15 protein-coding genes are annotated in these 19,126 nt (G+C 40.1%); 11 read left to right on the top strand and 4 right to left on the bottom strand.

Annotation, left to right across the window (positions count from 1 at the left end; genetic code table 11):
• Nucleotides 1-177: 177 nt before the first annotated feature.
• Entirely contained in the window at nt 178-1,194 is a 1,017-nt protein-coding gene (gene yejK / locus AC27JR_RS09285) for a nucleoid-associated protein YejK (RefSeq protein ID WP_335675244.1), read from the bottom strand.
• A 63-nt stretch (nt 1,195-1,257) separates the two neighbouring features.
• On the opposite strand from yejK, the gene AC27JR_RS09280 reads away from it, so the two are divergent.
• The 6 genes from AC27JR_RS09280 (at nt 1,258) to AC27JR_RS09255 (ending at nt 7,082) form a co-directional block, all read left to right on the top strand.
• Nucleotides 1,258-1,470, top strand: a complete 213-nt coding sequence (locus AC27JR_RS09280; RefSeq protein ID WP_008109847.1) for a YejL family protein — start codon at nt 1,258-1,260, stop codon at nt 1,468-1,470.
• Between the two features lie 5 nt (nt 1,471-1,475).
• Nucleotides 1,476-2,972, top strand: a complete 1,497-nt coding sequence (locus tag AC27JR_RS09275; RefSeq protein ID WP_487173400.1) for a DUF3413 domain-containing protein — start codon at nt 1,476-1,478, stop codon at nt 2,970-2,972.
• A 146-nt stretch (nt 2,973-3,118) separates the two neighbouring features.
• The gene (locus AC27JR_RS09270) at nt 3,119-3,610 is read left to right on the top strand and encodes a DUF4124 domain-containing protein (RefSeq protein WP_076919115.1); all 492 of its coding nucleotides are present in this window, start codon (nt 3,119-3,121) and stop codon (nt 3,608-3,610) included.
• A gap of 183 nt (nt 3,611-3,793) precedes the next feature.
• Entirely contained in the window at nt 3,794-5,512 is a 1,719-nt protein-coding gene (aceK, locus tag AC27JR_RS09265) for a bifunctional isocitrate dehydrogenase kinase/phosphatase (protein WP_008109841.1), read from the top strand.
• Between the two features lie 16 nt (nt 5,513-5,528).
• Nucleotides 5,529-6,467, top strand: coding sequence for a LysR family transcriptional regulator (locus tag AC27JR_RS09260; protein ID WP_008109839.1), 939 nt, complete (start codon nt 5,529-5,531; stop codon nt 6,465-6,467).
• A 171-nt stretch (nt 6,468-6,638) separates the two neighbouring features.
• Nucleotides 6,639-7,082 carry a ferritin-like domain-containing protein gene (locus AC27JR_RS09255; RefSeq protein ID WP_008109836.1) on the top strand — a complete coding sequence of 148 codons (444 nt, stop codon included), beginning with the start codon at nt 6,639-6,641 and terminating at the stop codon, nt 7,080-7,082.
• A 65-nt stretch (nt 7,083-7,147) separates the two neighbouring features.
• Here AC27JR_RS09255 and AC27JR_RS09250 read toward each other — a convergent pair whose 3' ends face one another.
• From AC27JR_RS09250 to AC27JR_RS09240, 3 genes are read right to left on the bottom strand one after another with little or no spacing between them, the layout of a single operon-like run.
• The gene (locus AC27JR_RS09250; protein WP_487173399.1) at nt 7,148-10,180 is read right to left on the bottom strand and encodes a TonB-dependent receptor plug domain-containing protein; all 3,033 of its coding nucleotides are present in this window, start codon (nt 10,178-10,180) and stop codon (nt 7,148-7,150) included.
• Nucleotides 10,181-10,189: 9 nt separating this feature from the next.
• On the bottom strand, nt 10,190-11,266 hold the full coding sequence (locus AC27JR_RS09245; protein ID WP_487173398.1) for a FecR family protein: 1,077 nt from the start codon (nt 11,264-11,266) through the stop codon (nt 10,190-10,192).
• Nucleotides 11,263-11,820 carry an RNA polymerase sigma factor gene (locus AC27JR_RS09240; protein WP_008109831.1) on the bottom strand — a complete coding sequence of 186 codons (558 nt, stop codon included), beginning with the start codon at nt 11,818-11,820 and terminating at the stop codon, nt 11,263-11,265. The genes AC27JR_RS09245 and AC27JR_RS09240 overlap by 4 nt, the downstream gene beginning before the upstream one ends.
• 286 nt (nt 11,821-12,106) lie before the next feature.
• Between AC27JR_RS09240 and AC27JR_RS09235 the strand changes: the two genes are divergently transcribed.
• From AC27JR_RS09235 to AC27JR_RS09215, 5 genes are all read left to right on the top strand, one after another.
• Nucleotides 12,107-12,709: a PilZ domain-containing protein gene (locus AC27JR_RS09235; protein WP_010389613.1), complete on the top strand. Its 603-nt coding sequence runs from the start codon at nt 12,107-12,109 to the stop codon at nt 12,707-12,709.
• A 110-nt stretch (nt 12,710-12,819) separates the two neighbouring features.
• On the top strand, nt 12,820-13,875 hold the full coding sequence (locus AC27JR_RS09230) for an agmatine deiminase family protein (protein ID WP_487173397.1): 1,056 nt from the start codon (nt 12,820-12,822) through the stop codon (nt 13,873-13,875).
• Nucleotides 13,872-14,765 (top strand): carbon-nitrogen hydrolase, encoded by an 894-nt coding sequence (locus AC27JR_RS09225; protein WP_487173396.1) that lies wholly within the window; start codon nt 13,872-13,874, stop codon nt 14,763-14,765. Before AC27JR_RS09230 ends, AC27JR_RS09225 begins: the two co-directional genes overlap by 4 nt.
• A 50-nt stretch (nt 14,766-14,815) precedes the next feature.
• The gene (mfd, locus tag AC27JR_RS09220) at nt 14,816-18,289 is read left to right on the top strand and encodes a transcription-repair coupling factor (RefSeq protein ID WP_487173395.1); all 3,474 of its coding nucleotides are present in this window, start codon (nt 14,816-14,818) and stop codon (nt 18,287-18,289) included.
• Complete coding sequence (locus tag AC27JR_RS09215; protein WP_131690842.1) at nt 18,289-19,125, top strand: peptidoglycan binding protein CsiV; 837 nt, start codon at nt 18,289-18,291, stop codon at nt 19,123-19,125. Before mfd ends, AC27JR_RS09215 begins: the two co-directional genes overlap by 1 nt.
• Nucleotide 19,126 lies beyond the last annotated feature (1 nt).

Here is a 19,126-nt window from a genome sequence, read left to right as displayed (position 1 = left end):
CGCGACATAAAGTCGCTGCTACATCTAAACCTTGTAGCAGCGGGTTCACCCCGCGTTTGAATTAAAAAACCAAGGTAAATACCCGCTTATTAGAAGGCTCTAAACTCTACTTTAGACACAAAAAAGCACGGCATTAATATCGTGCTTTTGGTTTAATCAAACAGTGTTTAACGAAGTTTAATCTTGCTCTTGCTCCATAAAACGTTGCAGTTGGTCTTTAAGGTTTGGCGGAATGCCCTTGATCACTAAGGTATCAGTGGCTTCATTATAAGTTACACGCTCACCTAAATGCTTACGCTCAAAGCTAATGCTCACACCGCCACCTAAGCCTGAAAACTTAACCATACTCGTTACTGTTTTCTTATCGACTGGGAACGACTCTTCTAAGTCATAGCTTTGCTCTTTACAAAAGCTCTCAAACGGATTGTCATCGCCTTTGGTCAGCGTTGCTGAAAGCTCACTTACATTAGCCTCTTCGCCTGTGGTGACACAGTCGTTACAATAATCAAATACTTGCTTACGTAAATCGTCTTTTTCAGACTTATCGAATTGCTGCTCTGATAAGTAGTCTTCTACCGCGCTTAGCATCACTTGGCTTTGTTGCTTAGGGTCAATACCCTCTTCACAGCCTAAGAAATCTAAGAAAAAGTCAGCTACTTTTCGCCCTGCACGGCCTTTAATAAATGAAATATAACGATTATCGTCTGCTTGGGTATCCCATGCGGTTAAATCGATGCGGGCAGCCAATTGCATACGCGAAATATCTAAATGGCGCGATGCGGCTAAATCAAGCTCTGAAGTCATTGAGTAGTGTTCTTTAATGTTGATCATGGCAATCAACATATAATCAGTAGCCACGTACTGATAATGACAAAATACTAAATAGCCAGTCTCATTAAAAGCGTATTTATCTAACTCTTCTTTTAATACCGTTGATGCTTGCTCGGTCATATGCCAAAAGCCAAGCTCATTATTGCGGTAGCTTTGCATAGTAGAGGCAACAATACTGTTTTTTTCGCCACTAAAAGCACAAAAACCTTTGCCCGGTTTGCCATTGTAGGCATGGTGTAATTGCTCAATGAATACAGCGACTTTGTCGTTGATCATCATTTCATCGTTGCGAAGGTGAATTTGGGTGTCGTCATCTTTTTTGTCTACATAGTGCACGACTAATTTTTTAACATCTATTGCCATCTTTGTTTTTCACGCCTCTGGTGTTAAAATACGGGAATATAACTATTTTTATTGAACCAACTGATGCCAATCTTATCAAAATACTCTAATGAAGAAGTAGAACAAATCGTCGATCAGCTTATTGATGTTTTATCAAAACACAATGCGCCGGTTGATTTAAGTCTTATGTGTTTAGGAAATTCTATCACGCATATCTTAAAAGAGCATGTACCAACAGGGAAAAGACAAGCTGTTACTGAGAACTTTGCAAAAGCACTCGCTCAGTCGGTTAAATAAACTCTATGAATTTATCGCAGCATAACCAGTTTTCATCGAAAGCAAGTCAATTATTAAGTTGGGGCCATTGGTTTACATTTGCCAATATTGGTTTGGCGCTTTTAATTAGCTTAAGCTATTTATTTGCCGACTCGCCGCCCACCACCTATATAGGTATTACTTATATGGTGGTTACGTGGCTAAGCCACACCAGCTTTATTGCATTTTTAGCGTTTGTGCTGACGGTTTTTCCTTTAAGTTTAGTGTTTCCTTATCCGCAGCATATACGCGGTATGGCAGCAGTGATAGCAACAATAGGTGCTTCAATACTCACTTTGGACGCTTATGTGTATTTTAACTTAGGCTATCACTTAAATGCCTCAGCACTGCCTGAAATTATTTCGTTGTTGTGGCACCGCTTAACAAATTCACCTGCGCTCACTACCTTGCTAGCTGGCAGTATTGTATTACTTATTTTAGGTTTTCAGCTTACGGTTAGTAACTTTACTTGGCACCATTTAGGGCGTTTGAAGCAATTTAAATTTGCCCGTTATGCCGGTTCTTTTTTAGTGATTTGTTTTGCATTAAGCCACAGCATTCATATTTGGGCTGATGCAAATTTAAAGTTTGATATCACCAAGCAAGACAACGTACTGCCACTTTCGTACCCTACTACAGCCAAAAGTTTACTCGCTAAAAACGATTTATTGGATGTTGAAAGCTACGAGCAAGCACATAATGTTAAAATTAATAACCAAGGTATTAATTACCAAATACCTACCCCATTAGCAAAATGTGAAGATTACAACGCAGCTAAAGTTGATATTTTAGTTTTTGATAATGACGAGCAGTTGGCAAAATTTGTTGCCAGCAAACAAGGCGTTTATAAAAATCAGCAATTTTTACAACCTACAGATCATAGTGACATGCTATTTGGTTTAGTGTACGGCCTGCCTGCATTTTATAAAACCGACATTATTGAGCAACAAACGTTACCCGTTTGGCAAAGCCAACGTCGAAGTGTAGAAGTATACGGTATTGATGAGCTGAGCTTTATTAACGAGCAAGCACACAAAGACAGTACAATCAGGGTTATCAAAGCAAATGAAAGCTCGACTGTACGCGATGATGCTACTGAGTTTTTTGCATTTAGTGTGTCGCAAAACAGTAATGAAATAGTGACTACGTCAACGCTATATAGCTCAGATAAGTTTATTTCTAAAGTGAACGGCTTAATTCAGCCGAGTGATATTATTGCTACTACCCTTGGCCAATATTTAAACTGTAATGCCCTTGCAGAGCAGACAATGTTAGGTAAAAACTTATACAGTAAAAGTAATAACATTGGCGTTAATTACTCACAAGGTGTCGTGATAGCTTATAAAAAAGATAGAATTACGCTAATTGATCGTGACGGAAATTTTAGAAATATTTCCGCTGCACAAGGATTTTCTATTGAACAAGGACTTGATATTCCGTTTTTAGTACACAGTATTAAAAAGCTCAAAACTTTTTCTCAATAGCACCTGATAGTTCAAGCGGGTTATTAGCACTGGCTCGCTTGATTTTCTATTTTTATTCCTTTGCACTTGCTATCCCCCCAAGCTAGGTTATAGTTTTTAGCATTAAAAATTATTAACTCGATCAGAATATGCAAAGGATAATCATTATGTTCAACGTTATTAATCTGATCATTATTGTCTGCCTTTTTTGTTTTAGCCCTTTCGCATTAGCTCAAACCACCTACTACAAATGTGTTACCCCAAAAGGAACGACATTTTCACAATTTCCCTGTAGTAATAATGCAACCATGCATAAAATAACTTCCACTGAGCCTAAACAGACAGGTGAAGAAATAAACTACACCCAGCAGTTAAACGAGCTTGAGCGCGACACCATAATTACCAACTTAGAGGCAGAGCTGCGCAGTAACCAGCATAAACTCGCCATCCTTACACGAGAAAAAGACAGAGCTGATTTTAAGCAACAACAGCGCTTAAATCATATATTGAGTGCGGATGATAAAAAACGAATTAGTAAAGATATTAAAAAGACACAAAAAAGCTTAGATAAGCAATATAAAAAAGATAAAAAGTTGATTGAAAAGCGAATTAAAAAATTACAAAAAAAGATTGATGCCTACCAATCAGCCACTAATTAACTTAAATAAATATCATCTTAATTAGCTTGGTTTTAAATATAAAATAACATACCCTTAACAACCGTAGAGTTTGAACTCTAATGCGTGTTTAGTGGTGCAACTTCTTTTAACCACCTTTTACAATTTAAATGGTATCCACCTGCACTTTGCTAAACACCTAAAGGCGTCAATTAAGGAGTACTGATGCAACCACGCCAAATTGCTGAATTAATTTTAACCGGATTTAAAAAACATTACCTGCTGTTTCAAAGAACAACAGCAAAAGCACCCTATGCGTTTGCTAAAAGAGATTGGCAAGCAATTAATGATATTAGCCGCTTGCGTATTAGTTATTACGATGATCGGGTTAACGAAACCACAAAAACCTTACGTGAACGCCAGCAAACAGACCAGCTAAACGAAAGCTTATGGCTTGAAGTAAAGAAAATTTACCAGCATTTTTTATGTTTTCATCCGCAAGCTGAGCTTGCTGAGACATTTTATAACTCCGTATTTTGCCGCTTGTACCACCGCCGCTATTTCCATAACGACTTTATTTTTGTTGAAGCGACACTCAAAGATGCACCTTCAGTGCCTGTAGAAGCTGAATACAGAAGCTACTTCCCTGTAGTGGACGGTTTAAAACCAACCATTAAACGCATCATTAACCACTTTGATTTTAAAGCCGATTTTGTCAATCTTGAGCGCGATATTCGTTTATTAGTTAAAGCATTTTATAAGCAGGCCCCCGATACTCACCACCAGCATTGGCAAATGCGTTTTGATATATTACACACGCCGTTTTACCGCAATAAAGCCGCATACATTGTAGGGCGTGTTGTATCGCAAAGTGGCGTTCAACCTTTTATCATTGCGGTACTTCACCATGAAGATCAGGGGTTATATCTTGATGCCCTGCTGACTAAGTCGTCGCAAATGCGGGTTATTTTTGGCTTTGCACGCGCTTACTTTATGGTAGAAACTCACGCCCCTTCCGCGTTAGTGCGGTTTTTGAACCAACTGATGCCGAATAAAACCTTAGCCGAGCTTTACAATGCGATTGGTTTTCATAAGCAAGGGAAAACTGAGTTTTACCGTGAGTTTTTGAATCATTTAACCCATTCTAATGACGAATTTACCATTGCACCTGGCACCCCAGGTATGGTGATGATGGTATTTACTCTGCCCTCATTTGGCTATGTATTTAAAGTTATTAAAGATAAATTTGGTGAAAGTAAGCCATTTGGTCGCGATACCGTATTAAAACGCTATCAATTGGTTAAAAGCCACGACCGTGTAGGGCGAATGGCCGACACTATAGAGTATTCAAACGTCGTATTTCCTTTAGCGCGTTTTGATAGTAACTTGTTAGCGCAGTTACACAAAACCATTGGATCATCAATGGTTATTGAAGGTGACTGGTTAATTATAAAACATTTATATATTGAAAGACGCATGACACCGCTTAATCTGTTTTTAGAAAATGCAGATGAAAAAAGTGCCGCAGATGCCATAGAGGAGTATGGTCAAGCGCTCAAAGAAATGATTGCCGTGAATATTTTCCCCGGTGACATGTTGTTAAAGAACTTTGGTGTAAGTAAGCACAAACGTATTATTTTTTACGATTACGACGAAGTGCAATATTTAACAGACATGAACTTTAGAGCACTACCCAAAGCAAAAAGTTATGACGATTATTTAATGGACGAACAAAGTTACTCGGTTGCTCCTCAAGATGTATTTCCAGAGCAGCTATGTACTTTTGTAATGCCTAACCCAACATATAAACAATTTTTAACTAGCACGCACCCTGAATTACTTGATGTGAACTTTTGGAAACAAGCACAACAAAATATAAAAAATGGAAAGGTGAGTCATATTTATCCCTATCCTACAGCACAACGTTTTATCCATTATTGGTAAACGTTAAGGACACACAATGAATATAAGTAAAATAGATTTAAATTTACTGGTTTACCTCGATACATTACTGCGCGAATGTAATGTTACTCGTGCTGCAAACCAGCTTAGTATTACTCAACCGGCCATGAGTAACGGACTTAAACGCCTACGAAACCTTTTTAATGATCCTATTTTAGTACGTACCAGCGATGGCATGGTACCGACCGAGCGTGCTATTGAGCTACAGCCTGTCATTCGTGGTATTTTGATGACCCTTGAAGAAACACTGGCACCTAATCGTGAGTTCGATGCTAAACAAAGCAAACGGGTATTTAGGATCATGGCCAGTGATTACGCAGCCAGTACCATGGCACCGCGTTTATTAGGTAAACTACACGAAGAAGCGCCCGACACCACCTTAGATATTTTAACTCCCAGTGATGTAACCTTTCACGATGTTGAAAACGGTAAAGTAGATATGGCGATTAACCGCTTTGAAAATTTACCACAGTCGTTTCATCATAAACGTATTTGGAAAGATAGCTTTTGCTGTTTAGTCAAATCCGACAACCCTATTATTGAAAACTTTAGTCTAGACAGCTATTTAAAAGCCCGCCACATTTGGGTAAGTAAGACAGGTTTTGGTGTGGGTGTAGGGATGGATCCTAAAGATGTGCAAAAGCTGGGCTGGGTTGACGAAGCACTGGCGCATTTTGGTAAACACCGAAATATTGCCACTTTTACTCGTAACTACCATGTCGCTATTCATTTAGCGAAAGAGAAAAACCTAGTTGCGACTTTGCCCTCAAAGGCAGCTAATATTTATGTAGACGATCCTGGGCTTAAAATACTTGAGCCACCCTTTCCTATTCCGCCATTTGAACTTGATATGATATGGAGCCCTTTATTACACAGAGATGCTAGCCATATTTGGTTACGCCAAAAAGTAGCTGAAGTAGCGGATGAGCTAAAATAACCTTCTTACATACCTTTATGTAAAATTTGCTTGCTAGCGCTTGGTTAGCAAGCCTTCCTCCCCGTCAAAAACAATTAAAAGCCATAAAATACAAAAACTTAAAAATAAAGCTTGTTTGGAATAGCGCTTGCTTGGTAATGACTGTATTTTAAATTAACAGAGGTCATTATTATGAGCACCCATCAAGGACAAGAAATAAATCATATTACCGACATTATCCAAGTAATGAATAGCGGCATCGACTTTTACCAAAAAGCACAAGATAAAATACAAGACCCCGCAATAGGTGCCCTATTTCAACGTATGATTGACGCGCGTAAAGTCTGTGTGGAGAGTTTACAACCTTATGCAATTAATCAGCAGGGTGAACGCGAAGATGGCTCGTCGTTTGTTGTAGAAGCACGCCAAGCATTCACCGCTTTGATCAGTAAATTTACTAACGATAACGATCAAATATACGTTAAAGAGCTTGAGGAAGTGGAAGATAAAACCTTAGAAGAAATAAAAATAGCGTTGAAAAAGCCTCAGTCCCACGACTGTGAAGCTGCGCTATCAAAGGTATTACTTACCATGCAAAGCTGCCATGCAGAAATGAGTAAAATGCAAAAACATTAAGTTTAAAAACGATAAAAGGGCCTGACGGCCCTTTGGTTGTTAAATAACAATAGGAGAGTTATTTATTAAAAGCGGTACTCTGCGCCTACATAGTAGTAAGCACCATTAAAGCCAAATGGCGCTGAACGACGTGAGTACTTAAATACCCCGTCACTGCTGACAATAGTGTTACCTTGAGCATCTACAATTGTGCCTGAACGTGAATTACCTATGGTGTTTTCATCTGGGTAAACATCAAATAAGTTATTCGCGCCAATATTTACCGATAAATCATCAGTCACAAAATAGTTTACTTTAATATCCGTTAAAATTTCAGCACCGTAAGTCTGGCGGCCGCCATCTTCAACTGTGTACTCACCAAAACGGTTAAGCGATAGGTTTACGGTCCAGTCGTCGCGACGATAAAGCGCACTTAAGTTAATCCGATCTTCTGGTTGCCATTCTTCAATAATAGAAATTTCTTGATCAGAAAACACATCATCGACTGGCACGGTTTCAAGGCCAGAACCTGCTGGTGTAAATAACGACACCACATCGGTTTCGGTAAAGTTAGCCGCTAAAGTAAAATCAAGCGTGCCACCTAGGCCTTCTGTATTCCATGTAGCCACAAAGTCGATACCTTGTGTCTCAGTGTCAGCGCCATTTAAGAAAAACTGCCCTGCACCTGCACCCGAGCTCAGTAACGCGGCATCAAGGCTGCTTGATAAGCCTTTACCTAAGCGATTACTAATTACAATACGATCGTCAATATCGATTGAGTAGTAATCTAGGGTTACATTAATATTATCGCTTACGTTATAAACGATACCTAAACTACGGTTTTGAGATTTCTCTTCTGTGAGCTTAGGAATACCTAAACTTTGGGCAAGGGTTGAGTCGTTTCTAAAGGTACCCACTTCTTCAGCCACTAAGTTACCATTAGGGCCTACAACAAACTGTGTGCTGATGTTGTTAAAATACAACTGTTGCATTGAAGGTGCTCTAAAGCCTGAGCTTAGCGCACCACGAAGTGAAATATCTTCGGTTACTGACCAGTTACCGGCTAGTTTAAAATTAACTGTATCGCCAAACCCTTTATAATTGTCGTAACGTAACGCCCCTGAGATAATCACATCTTCAATAACGTAAGCTTCAGCGTCTAAGTAAAACGAGATCACATCACGGGACTCATCAACCGACGATGCTGGCGATGAACCACCAAAGCCTTGTGTGCCACCGGATGCGTTTTCGCTGCCAACACCACCGCTTAGTCCATCATAAATATTAACACCGTTGTTGGTATCGTAATCACGATATGCGTATTCACTACCCTCTAAAATTCGGTACTCATCGGTACGAATTTCAGCACCCATTGCCAATGAGTAGTCATCAAAATTTTGAGTAAAATCAAGATTGATCGTTTGCAGTGATAGCTCCATGCCATAAGCATAACCTTGACGTGGAATCGTGGCGCGAATATCTGCTGCACTTAGGCCTTGATCATAACGTAAAAAATTCGCGTAAGAGCCGTTAATAGTATCGCTAGTCGTGTAGTCAATACTGTTTTCACCATAGGTGTACGATAAGTCTAAGCTTGAGTCGTTATCAAATTCAGTTTTATAACCAAAGTTATATGAAATATCGTCAATCGTGGTGTTTATTTTAGGTAAAAAACCAGCTGGGATAGTTGCATCGCCATCTTGAAGTACCGGGTTACCACCTGCATTAGCATTATGGCGGAAAAATGCTGCTGATTCGTTATCACGAGTTGAATAGGTAATAAAACCGTATAGTTCACCCGCTCCTAATTCGTAGCCGGTGTTAACTGTTAAACCAAATTGTTGTGAATCAGCATCACCAATTCTGAATGTATCACGCGGTGCGGTTAATTCGCGTGGATCACCTGCAAGCAAGGTACCATCAGAAAGTTCAGTACAGCCATAGAACTGACATGAGCCATGAAGGCCTGCACGGTTAGTTGGTGCACGATCACGGTAGTTAATAGTTGTATTTAAATAACCGTTATCACCTAAAGCAAAGCCTTTATTAAAGTCGATATTAACGGTTTCGCCATCACCTTCAGAGTACTCACCGTAGTTAACGGCCGCTTTACCACCTTCGCTGCCATCTTTTAGCACGATATTAATAACACCGGCAATTGCATCCGAACCATATTGAGCCGCAGCGCCGTCGCGCAGTACTTCAATACGTTTAATGGCTGAGGCTGGAATCGCATTCATGTCAGTACCCGCAGTACCACGACCAACAGAAGTATTAATGTGGATAATACTGGCTTGATGACGACGCTTACCATTGATCAATACCAATGTTTGATCCGGGCCAAGGCCACGTAAGGTTGCGGGTCTTAATGCATCAGTACCATCACTAATAGATGAACTTGAAAAGTTAAAAGAAGGTGCGATAGCTTGAAGCATGCGGCCAACTTCAGTTTGACCGGTATTTTCGAGTGCTTCTGCACTTAAAATATCAACGGGGACAGGTAAGTCTTCAACTGAGCGTCCTGCGACACGACTACCTACAATAGCAATTTTTTCGATGTTTTGTTCTGCGCTTTGTTCAGCGGCATTTATTCCTTGTGAATTAACTGCAAGTAAAGCAGGTAATACAGCAGCACTAACTCCTGAAAGCTTCATCATGTTGTTATCTTTCCTATTGATTTGTTTGAGTTTAATACTCAGTAAACCATTTTGATCAACAACCGCATCGAGCTCAGTCTCAGCTAACAATGCGTTTAACGCATCGAGTTGAGAATAAAATCCATATAACGAATTTGCCTGGTACTGTTTAGCAAGTTCGTACGAAAAAACCACTGTTTGTTCAGTTTGCTTGGCAAATTCAATTAAGGCTTTGTCTGCTCGTTGCGCTTTTATATCAAACTGCATCATTTGCCCCTGGATTTGATTCGCATGTACACTGATACTAAAAAACAGCGGTGCAACGAGTCCCAACGGGCTTAAATAACACATATGGTTACTGCGCAACTTATATAAACAGTTAGCAAACAAAAATCCTCTATAGGTTTTTATCATTTTTTTAATCTTTAAATTACTTTTTAAACCCTTATGAGTAACATTGATTAACAATGGCGTGATTTTCATTACCATTACCTATGACTTTTTTTGATATTTTAAACTAACAACATGCTCGCCTAAACGCTCATGCTCAATTGAAAAATTATTTTGTAAGCTCTCTAACAGCCCTGCGACATCACCCGCTTTAAACACGCCAGCCACTTTAATACGCGCTAATTCATCAGATGACAGTTCAAATCGCGTGGCGGTATAACGGCTAACTTCGTTTAAGGCATCAACCAGTTGCTCGCCATTGAATATCAACATGCCATTTTGCCATGCTAAATCGCGTTGTACGTCATCAACCGATAATTGTGTAATTGGTTTAGTTACGCTCTGTTCAATAATAGCTTTTTCACCCGATATCACTATATTGGCATTGATCTGGCGGATTTCGTGATTGCTGTTATCAGCTTGCTGATACGCTTTAAAATCGTCAGCATTAACGGCAACGCTAGGATCGGTGATCATCACTTTACCTTCAGTGACTACCAACTCGAGATCTGATGAGGTATTGCGCTGAACATTAAAGACTGTACCAAGTGCGGTAAAGCTTTTGTCACCCGCCATCACACTAAATGGTCGTGATGCATCTTTAGCTACGTTAAAACGTCCTTCCCCACGGCTTAGTAATAACTGTCTGCGCCCTTGGCTATAAGCTACTTCCAATGAACTATTGGTATTAAGCTGAACTATTGTGCCATCTGGTAAAACATAGGTTGCTTGCTCGCCAACCTTTGTTTTATAAATTTTTGTATAATTTACTTTAGCTAAATTTTGGTTAAAGTTGCTATCAATGTTTATCAAAAAATAGCTGCACATCATTAAGGCTGCAATAATACTTGCTGCAATACCATATACATAGGCAGGCTTGGTTTTAATGCCAACTGAGTGTTTATTAGGAAACAATACGCTAAGTTCGTTAAGCACACTTAAGTCGTCCCACAGTTGCGCTAACTCATATACCGCATTTTGATGAGCGGTGCTTTGTAGCATCCATAGTTTAAATTGCTCTTGCTCTTGTGTACTTAAGCCACGATCAATCGCGCTTATCCATAGCGATGCTTTTTCTAAGATTAATTCTTTTGAAGTAAATTGATGGATGTTATTCATTTTACTGCCCTCACAATGCTCGCACTTTGTTGCCCATGCTCACTCTCATCTTGCGCTTGCTCGCGCATATACAGCATGGTGTTTAATAGTCCTTTAGCAATGTGCTTTTCTACCGTGCTTTGACTTAGCTGCATTTGCTGTGCGATCTCTTTTTGGCTCATCCCATATACTTTTTTTAATATAAAACACTTTCTTACCACAGGGCTTAATTGCTCAGTAGCTCGACAAAATAGTAAAAAACGCTCTTTGGAGGTGTATTCATCTTCTAATTGCATTGATTTGAGCAATTTAGGAAGTTCAGTTTCGTGATTCAAAGGAGTACTAAATTTATTATCCCATTTAGCTATATGATTCAAGGCGAGGTGCTTAGCTGTTTTTAACATATAGCTGCGGGTGTATTGAATATCTTGTTTTAGCTCTGCTTCATAGCTTTTAACAAAGGTTTCTTGAACAATATCATCAACATCGTCAGGTAATACGATTTTAGACACAAAGCGCCGTAATTGCGTAGATATGTCTGAGAAAGTACTGGCCAATTTAAGTCCTTGAGCCACGTGGGTAGTCCCTTGTTATTATTATTACCGTAAGATTACGAGTTTTAAGGTTAATTACAAGGCATTTTGTTAATTATTGGTTATTTATTAGTTGCTAACATACATACTCAGTATAAATGTATGAATGTTTATTATGCTTTTAATCATTATGGCTGTATAAAAAGTAGCACCCCTAGCGTTTTTATAGTGAAGCCAAACAGTTATTTAGCTTATTTTTATTGGTTTGTTGTGTAGTAATTTACTAATCGCAACGCTACTATTAACGGATAGAGGTTAGGAGTTACAAATGAATAATCAAAAATTAGCTGATTTTGAGCTTTACTTTCAAATTGAAGAAAGCAATCGCGTCAATCTATTTGCTGTAGATGACGCGGTGGTACCAAAAAGCTTAGCTGAACTAGACGCAGACATTCCGCCTTTATTTAAACTCGCTAACGAAGTCAGTAGTTTAGATCAAAGCGCCTTGGGTCCTTTGCGTAACTTAGGAGATATTGCCCAAGAACTGACGACGTTTTTACAAGCCCAATCGCGCAAAATAGATTTGATCATGAGCCATATTTTAGCTTCTGAACAACCTGAAGATAACTCTATTTATTGCGATAGTTATGGCGGTGGCGGAATTAAGTTTACCAGTGAACATTTGTACACATTAGGTCAGAAATTTCGTACCAAACTGTTTTTACAACACGAAGCCTCTGCAGTGTATTGTTATAGCGAAGTCGTTGCTATAGAAAAACAAGACAATGAGCATTACCAATATACCCTGCTCTTTGTATCAATAAGAGACAGTGATCAAGAGTTAGTTGTTAGAGCCAGTTTACATGCGCAAACACGCCAGCTTAAAAAGCGTCAGCAACTTGAAAAAGCAAAAGAGAGTTCAAACGAGTAACACCAGTGTTTATTTACCGCTTTAAATTGTAGTTCAAACACTTATTTAAAAGTGACTTAGCCGTAATTGAACTGCTAAACTAGCCCCATCTTTATTTGTATTAAAAATCCATGAACTTTAGACTTTTACCTGAATGGGCCGAGCAAGATGCAGTTATGCTTACATGGCCACACAAAAATACCGATTGGGCTGATAATTTAGCGCGTGTTGAACCCGTTTATATTGAACTTGCAAAACATATTACTGCGAAACAAGCCTTAGTGATTGTAGCTCATGATGAGGCATTAAAAACCCACATAAACTCATTACTAAATGATGCTGGTATTGAAAAGACCCGTGTATATTTTGTTGTTACTCCTACTAACGATACGTGGGCGCGTGACCATGGCCCGCTTACGTGTAGCGCTATAGAAAAGCCAGAGCAACTAAAAGTCTACGACTTTACCTTTAATGGCTGGGGTAATAAGTTTGAAAGTGCCCTTGATAATCAAATAAATCACATATTAGTTAAACAGCTAAGCAATATAAACAACCAGTATCAAGCCCTCGATATGGTACTTGAAGGCGGTGGTATTGAAATAAATGAACACGGTGTATTGCTAACAACCAGCGAGTGTTTACTGAATAAAAATCGTAACCCTAATTTAACGCCAAGTGACATAGAAGTTCTTTTAAAAGCGCACTTAGGGGCAACACGTTTTTTATGGGTTGATCATGGTTATTTAGCGGGTGACGACACCGATAGCCACATTGATACGCTAGTGCGCTTTGCGCCTAACAACACCCTTGTGTATGTAAAATGTGACGATGAAAGCGATGAGCATTTTAGCGCGCTAGATGCCATGGAAAAACAACTAAAAAGCTTTAAAACCGCTGATAACACCCCATATAAGCTAATTGAGTTACCGTGGCCAAAAGCCGTGTATGACGATGAAAATACGCGTCTACCCGCCACCTATGCAAATTACTTAATTATTAATAATACGGTATTAGTGCCTACTTATGGCGATGCAAGCGACCAACGCGCTTTAACGCAAGTTCAAAAAGCATACCCTGAGCACACAATTATTGGTGTAAATTGTTTACCTATTATTGAGCAATTTGGCAGTCTTCACTGCATTACAATGCAATTACCCCGTGGATTTTTAGCTGGAGCAGCACAATGACAAGCCCTGCACATTTATCAGTTGCCTTAGTGCAACAAAGCAACAGTGACAACGCTGAACATAACATTGAAAAATCAATTGCGGGCATTCGCGATGCAGCAAGTAAAGGCGCGCAACTTGTTGTACTTCAAGAATTACACCGTAGTTTATATTTTTGCCAAACCGAAGACGTTGATGTATTTGATTTGGCCGAAACAATACCAGGGCCGAGTAGTAATATTTTAGGTGAACTCGCCAAAGAGCTTGGTATTGTGATTGTAGCGTCATTATTTGAAAAACGTGCTACGGGCCTTTACCACAATACCGCCGTGGTGCTTGAAAAAGACGGCAGCATTGCAGGTAAATACCGTAAAATGCATATTCCAGACGACCCAGGGTTTTATGAAAAGTTTTACTTTACTCCTGGGGACTTAGGCTTTGAGCCTATTCAAACCTCAGTAGGTAAACTAGGTGTACTGGTATGTTGGGATCAATGGTTTCCTGAAGCCGCGCGTTTAATGGCAATGGCCGGTGCTGAGCTTTTAATTTACCCAACAGCTATTGGCTGGGACCCTCGCGATGATAAAGACGAGCAAACCCGCCAAAAAGATGCTTGGGTTATTTCACAGCGAGCGCATGCGGTTGCTAATGGCGTTCCGGTGATTAGTTGTAACCGGGTTGGTCATGAAAGCGACCCGAGCGGTCAAAGTGACGGTATTCAATTTTGGGGTAACTCGTTTATTGCAGGCCCTCAAGGTGAAATGTTGGCAGAGGCTGATAACCAAAATGAACAAATATTAATGGTAAAACTTGATCAAAAACGCAGCGAGAACGTAAGACGTATCTGGCCGTATTTACGCGACCGTAGAATTGATCATTATCAAGATTTAACAAAAATTTACCGTGACTAAATAATAGTGTGGCTCTTATTCGTTAAGAGCCTAATTTAATGGAGTAATTAATGGCGTTTGAGCAATGGGCAGCCTTGCCTTGGGTAAAATCTCAAAAAGATAAAATTCAATGGGGCGAACTTTTAGGCAGTGGCTTAAGCATTGCTATTGCACAAGGTGTAAAACAGCAAGATAACTTGGTGTTAATTGTTACCCCTGATACACCAAGTGCTCTGCGCCTTGAAACAGAATTAGAGTACTTGCTGCCTGATAACCCAGTGATGATATTTCCGGATTGGGAAACATTGCCTTATGATCACTTCTCACCCCACCAAGATATTATTTCAGCGCGCTTAGCAACACTCAATACACTGAAAAAAGAGCAACAAAGCGTGCTCATTGTGCCGGTATCAACCTTGATGCTGCGTACTGCCCCAGCATCATTTATATACGGCTCAACGCTGAACTTTAAAGTAGGCGATAGATTAGACACCCATGCCCTGCGAGAAAATTTAGAGCAAGCGGGTTACTTACATGTGCAACAAGTCATGGAACATGGCGAATATGCCATACGCGGCTCTATTGTTGATTTATACCCCATGGGGAGTAAGCATCCATTTAGGCTCGACTTTTTTGATGATGAGCTAGATACCATCCGTTTATTTGATGTGGAAACTCAGCGATCAGACGAAAAAGTAGACAAAATTGAGCTACTGCCTGCTCATGAGTTCCCTACTAACGAATCAGATATTGAACGTTTCAGAATAAGCTATCGTGAAAAATTTGGCGCAAGTGCTGAGCAAGACTCAGTCTACATGCAGGTCAGCAAAGGCAATTGGCCAGCAGGTATAGAATATTACATGCCGCTGTTTTTTGAAGGCTTAGCAACCATATTCGACTACTTGCCTGACTCAACAACCGTCATGCAGTTAGGGGATTTAGAGCATGCAGCAGATAACTTTTGGCACGATGTTAATGTGCGTTATGAGAACCGCCGTGTAGATCCTCTGCGTCCACTATTACCGCCCGATGAATTATATCAGCCAATTAATGAGCTGTTTTCCAATTTAGGCAATTATGGCCGCATTCGCCTATCGCAAGCAAAGCTAGGCACCAAAGCAGGTAATAAAAACCTCGCAGTTAATGAATTGCCCAATGTACGCATCGATCATAAACAACATCAACCCTACGATGCATTTATAAATTATGTGGCAGAACAAAAAAAGAAAAAAGGCCGAGTTGTCATCAGTGTTGAGTCAGACGGTCGACGCGAATCATTACTGAGTATATTAAAACCTAGCGGCTTAAAATTTAAAGAATTTGATAGTTTTGAGCAGTTTACCAACAGCAGTAATGACGTTGGTTTAATTGTCAGTCCGCTTGAGCAAAGTGTAGTGCTTAGTACTAAACCAAGCTTGAGCATTATTACCGAGCAAGAATTGCTTGGGATCAAAGTATCACAACGCAGACGTCGTAAGCACAAGTATGAAGCAAGCCAAGACGCGTTAATTCGTAACTTAGCAGAGCTTAAAGAAGGCCAACCAGTTGTGCACCTTGACCATGGTGTGGGCCGTTATCAAGGGCTGCAAACGATTGATGCCGCCGGTGTGGTGACTGAATTTGTAACTATTACTTATGCAGGTGAAGCAAAGCTTTATGTGCCGGTATCGGCACTTCATATGCTTAGTCGTTACTCAGGCGGTGAAGAGGCCAGTGCGCCACTGCATAAGCTCGGCTCTGATGCCTGGGATAAAGCGAAAAAGCGCGCCGCCGAAAAAGTACGTGATGTAGCCGCAGAGTTACTCGACATATATGCACAACGCCAAGCTAAGCCTGGTAATAAGTTTACGCTTGATGGCCAAGCTTATCGCCAATTTAGCGATAGCTTCCCGTTTGAAGAAACGGATGATCAACGTAACGCCATTGAAGCGGTACTTGGTGACATGCAGTCAAAACAAGCCATGGATCGCTTAGTATGTGGTGATGTAGGTTTTGGTAAGACCGAAGTAGCTATGCGTGCAGCCTTTGTAGCAGTTAACGATAATAAGCAGGTGGCTATTTTAGTCCCTACCACCCTACTTGCTCAGCAACACTACGATAATTTTAAAGACCGCTTTGCTGATTTTCCAATTGAAGTGGGTGTGCTGTCGCGTTTTAATTCGACCAAAGAGCAAAAAGAAACCCTTGAAAGAATGAGTGATGGCAAGCTAGATGTGGTTATTGGCACTCATAAATTGATTCAACAAGATATCAACTTTAAAGATTTAGGTCTGTTAATTGTTGATGAAGAGCATCGATTTGGGGTTCGTCAAAAAGAAAAAATTAAAGCCCTGAGAGCAGATGTTGACATACTCACTCTGACCGCAACCCCTATTCCGCGTACATTAAATATGGCGATGAGTGGCATGCGTGATTTATCAATCATTGCCACTCCACCGGCTAAACGTTTAGCGGTTAAAACCTTTGTACGCCAACGCGACGAAGAGCTTATTCGCGAAGCGGTACTACGTGAAATTAAACGTGGCGGCCAAGTATACTTTTTACATAACAACGTAGAAACTATTGAACGTGTCGCTCAAGAAATTAGCGAATGGGTGCCTGAGGCAACAGTAACCTCTGCACATGGTCAAATGCGAGAGCAAGAGCTTGAGCAAATAATGACTGATTTTTATCATCAAAAATACAATGTCCTTGTGTGTACTACGATTATTGAAACCGGTATTGATGTGCCCACAGCAAACACCATAATTATGGATAGAGCCGATAAACTTGGTCTTGCTCAGCTACACCAATTACGCGGACGTGTAGGTAGAAGCCATCACCAAGCCTATGCTTATTTACTTACCGGCAACCCTAAGGCACTCTCTAAAGATGCGAAAAAACGTTTAGACGCGATTGCATCACTGGAAGATTTAGGTGCAGGCTTTGCCTTAGCAACTCATGATTTAGAAATTCGTGGTGCGGGTGAGCTATTAGGGGATGATCAATCAGGGCAAATGCAGACCATTGGCTTTAATTTGTATATGGAAATGCTTGAACAGGCCGTTAACGCACTTAAAAATGGTCAAGAGCCAACTCTTGAAAATCTATTACAAAAACAAACAGAAGTAGACTTAAAACTACCGGCCTTGTTACCAGATGATTATATTCACGATGTTAATGCGCGTTTAGGTATGTACAAGCGTGTAGCAAGTTGTGCTAGTCTTGCTGATATTGATGAGCTGCAAGTTGAATTAATAGACCGCTTTGGTTTATTACCCGATGCAGCTAAAAACTTGTTTAGCTTACAACAACTAAAAATGCAGGCGAGTAATTTAGGCATAACAAAAATTGAAGCTAACCCGAAAGGGGGTTACTTTGAGTTTAGTCAAAATACTAAGGTTAATCCTAGCTTCATTATTGGTTTGATACAAAGTGCGCCGCATATCTACAAGATGGATGGCGCAAATAAATTACGCTTTGCCATTAGCGAGGCAAATGCCCGTGAACGCTTAAAAATGATCACTGCTATGATTGCAGATTTCGAAAAAAAGGTTAGCCATTAATGTTGCTGAAAAAATCGCTGGTTATTTTATGCTGCTTGTTCAGCAGTACTGCATTTGCAGAGCGCTGGTTTGAAGTAGAGGTATTGATATTTAAACAACGCCCTGCCCCATACCTACAAGAAGACTTTAGCTTAAAGCACGATGCCATAGAAGATAAAAACACCTTAGATTTACTAAGCCCAGTTTATAAAAACCAAGCAATGGACGCGTGTATAAACGGCGACCCGCGTTTTCAAACACGTACCTTTGCTGACACCTTAGTTAACTCAAACCCACAGTCAGCAGCGTGTAACGACAGCATTGATTATATAAAGAGTTACGATGTGCTACCAGTAATCCCTCAGGCACCAGCACAAGAGACGATGGAGCAAACTTACCTGTTAGCCCCTGAGCAATTGCAGTTCGAATCACAGCGTCAAGCCCTAGACCGCAAAGGGCTTACTCCTTTATTACATACCGGTTGGCGATTTGAAGGTGCGAGCAAATCACGTTCGCCTAGCATACACTTGTTTGCAGGCAGCCAATTAAAGAACAATATAAACACCGCGATTAGTTACGCCAATTCTGATTTTATTAGCTTGATAAATACGCCTGAGCCACTATTTATCGAAACTCAATCTCCCGAAATGAAATGGGAATTAGATGGGCTATTTAAAATACACTTGCGCCATTACTTATTCATTAATGCACACTTTGATATTAGTGAAAAACGTGACAACGGAGAGCTAGAGTCAGCCCGTTTTTCACAGTTTAGACGGGTGTTTAGCGAAGATATTCATTACTTTGATCACCCTCGACTGGGGATGATTGTACAAATTCGAAAATTTAATCATTAAC

The sequence above is a fragment of the Pseudoalteromonas sp. NH0006-26 genome (genome assembly GCF_057552415.1).
Note: the sequence above shows the minus strand (reverse complement) of the source record. Positions and strands in the feature narration are given on the sequence as shown.

Excerpts from the sequence above, each read along its gene's own strand:
- AC27JR_RS09245 (WP_487173398.1), bottom strand. The coding sequence starts at position 11,266 with ATGAATAACATCCATCAATTTACTTCAAAAGAATTAATCTTAGAAAAA.
- AC27JR_RS09275 (WP_487173400.1), top strand. The coding sequence starts at position 1,476 with ATGAATTTATCGCAGCATAACCAGTTTTCATCGAAAGCAAGTCAATTA.
- AC27JR_RS09215 (WP_131690842.1), top strand. The coding sequence starts at position 18,289 with ATGTTGCTGAAAAAATCGCTGGTTATTTTATGCTGCTTGTTCAGCAGT.
- mfd (WP_487173395.1), top strand. The coding sequence starts at position 14,816 with ATGGCGTTTGAGCAATGGGCAGCCTTGCCTTGGGTAAAATCTCAAAAA.
- AC27JR_RS09270 (WP_076919115.1), top strand. The coding sequence starts at position 3,119 with ATGTTCAACGTTATTAATCTGATCATTATTGTCTGCCTTTTTTGTTTT.
- AC27JR_RS09225 (WP_487173396.1), top strand. The coding sequence starts at position 13,872 with ATGACAAGCCCTGCACATTTATCAGTTGCCTTAGTGCAACAAAGCAAC.
- AC27JR_RS09235 (WP_010389613.1), top strand. The coding sequence starts at position 12,107 with ATGAATAATCAAAAATTAGCTGATTTTGAGCTTTACTTTCAAATTGAA.
- AC27JR_RS09280 (WP_008109847.1), top strand. The coding sequence starts at position 1,258 with ATGCCAATCTTATCAAAATACTCTAATGAAGAAGTAGAACAAATCGTC.
- aceK (WP_008109841.1), top strand. The coding sequence starts at position 3,794 with ATGCAACCACGCCAAATTGCTGAATTAATTTTAACCGGATTTAAAAAA.
- AC27JR_RS09250 (WP_487173399.1), bottom strand. The coding sequence starts at position 10,180 with ATGAAAATCACGCCATTGTTAATCAATGTTACTCATAAGGGTTTAAAA.
- yejK (WP_335675244.1), bottom strand. The coding sequence starts at position 1,194 with ATGGCAATAGATGTTAAAAAATTAGTCGTGCACTATGTAGACAAAAAA.
- AC27JR_RS09230 (WP_487173397.1), top strand. The coding sequence starts at position 12,820 with ATGAACTTTAGACTTTTACCTGAATGGGCCGAGCAAGATGCAGTTATG.
- AC27JR_RS09260 (WP_008109839.1), top strand. The coding sequence starts at position 5,529 with ATGAATATAAGTAAAATAGATTTAAATTTACTGGTTTACCTCGATACA.
- AC27JR_RS09255 (WP_008109836.1), top strand. The coding sequence starts at position 6,639 with ATGAGCACCCATCAAGGACAAGAAATAAATCATATTACCGACATTATC.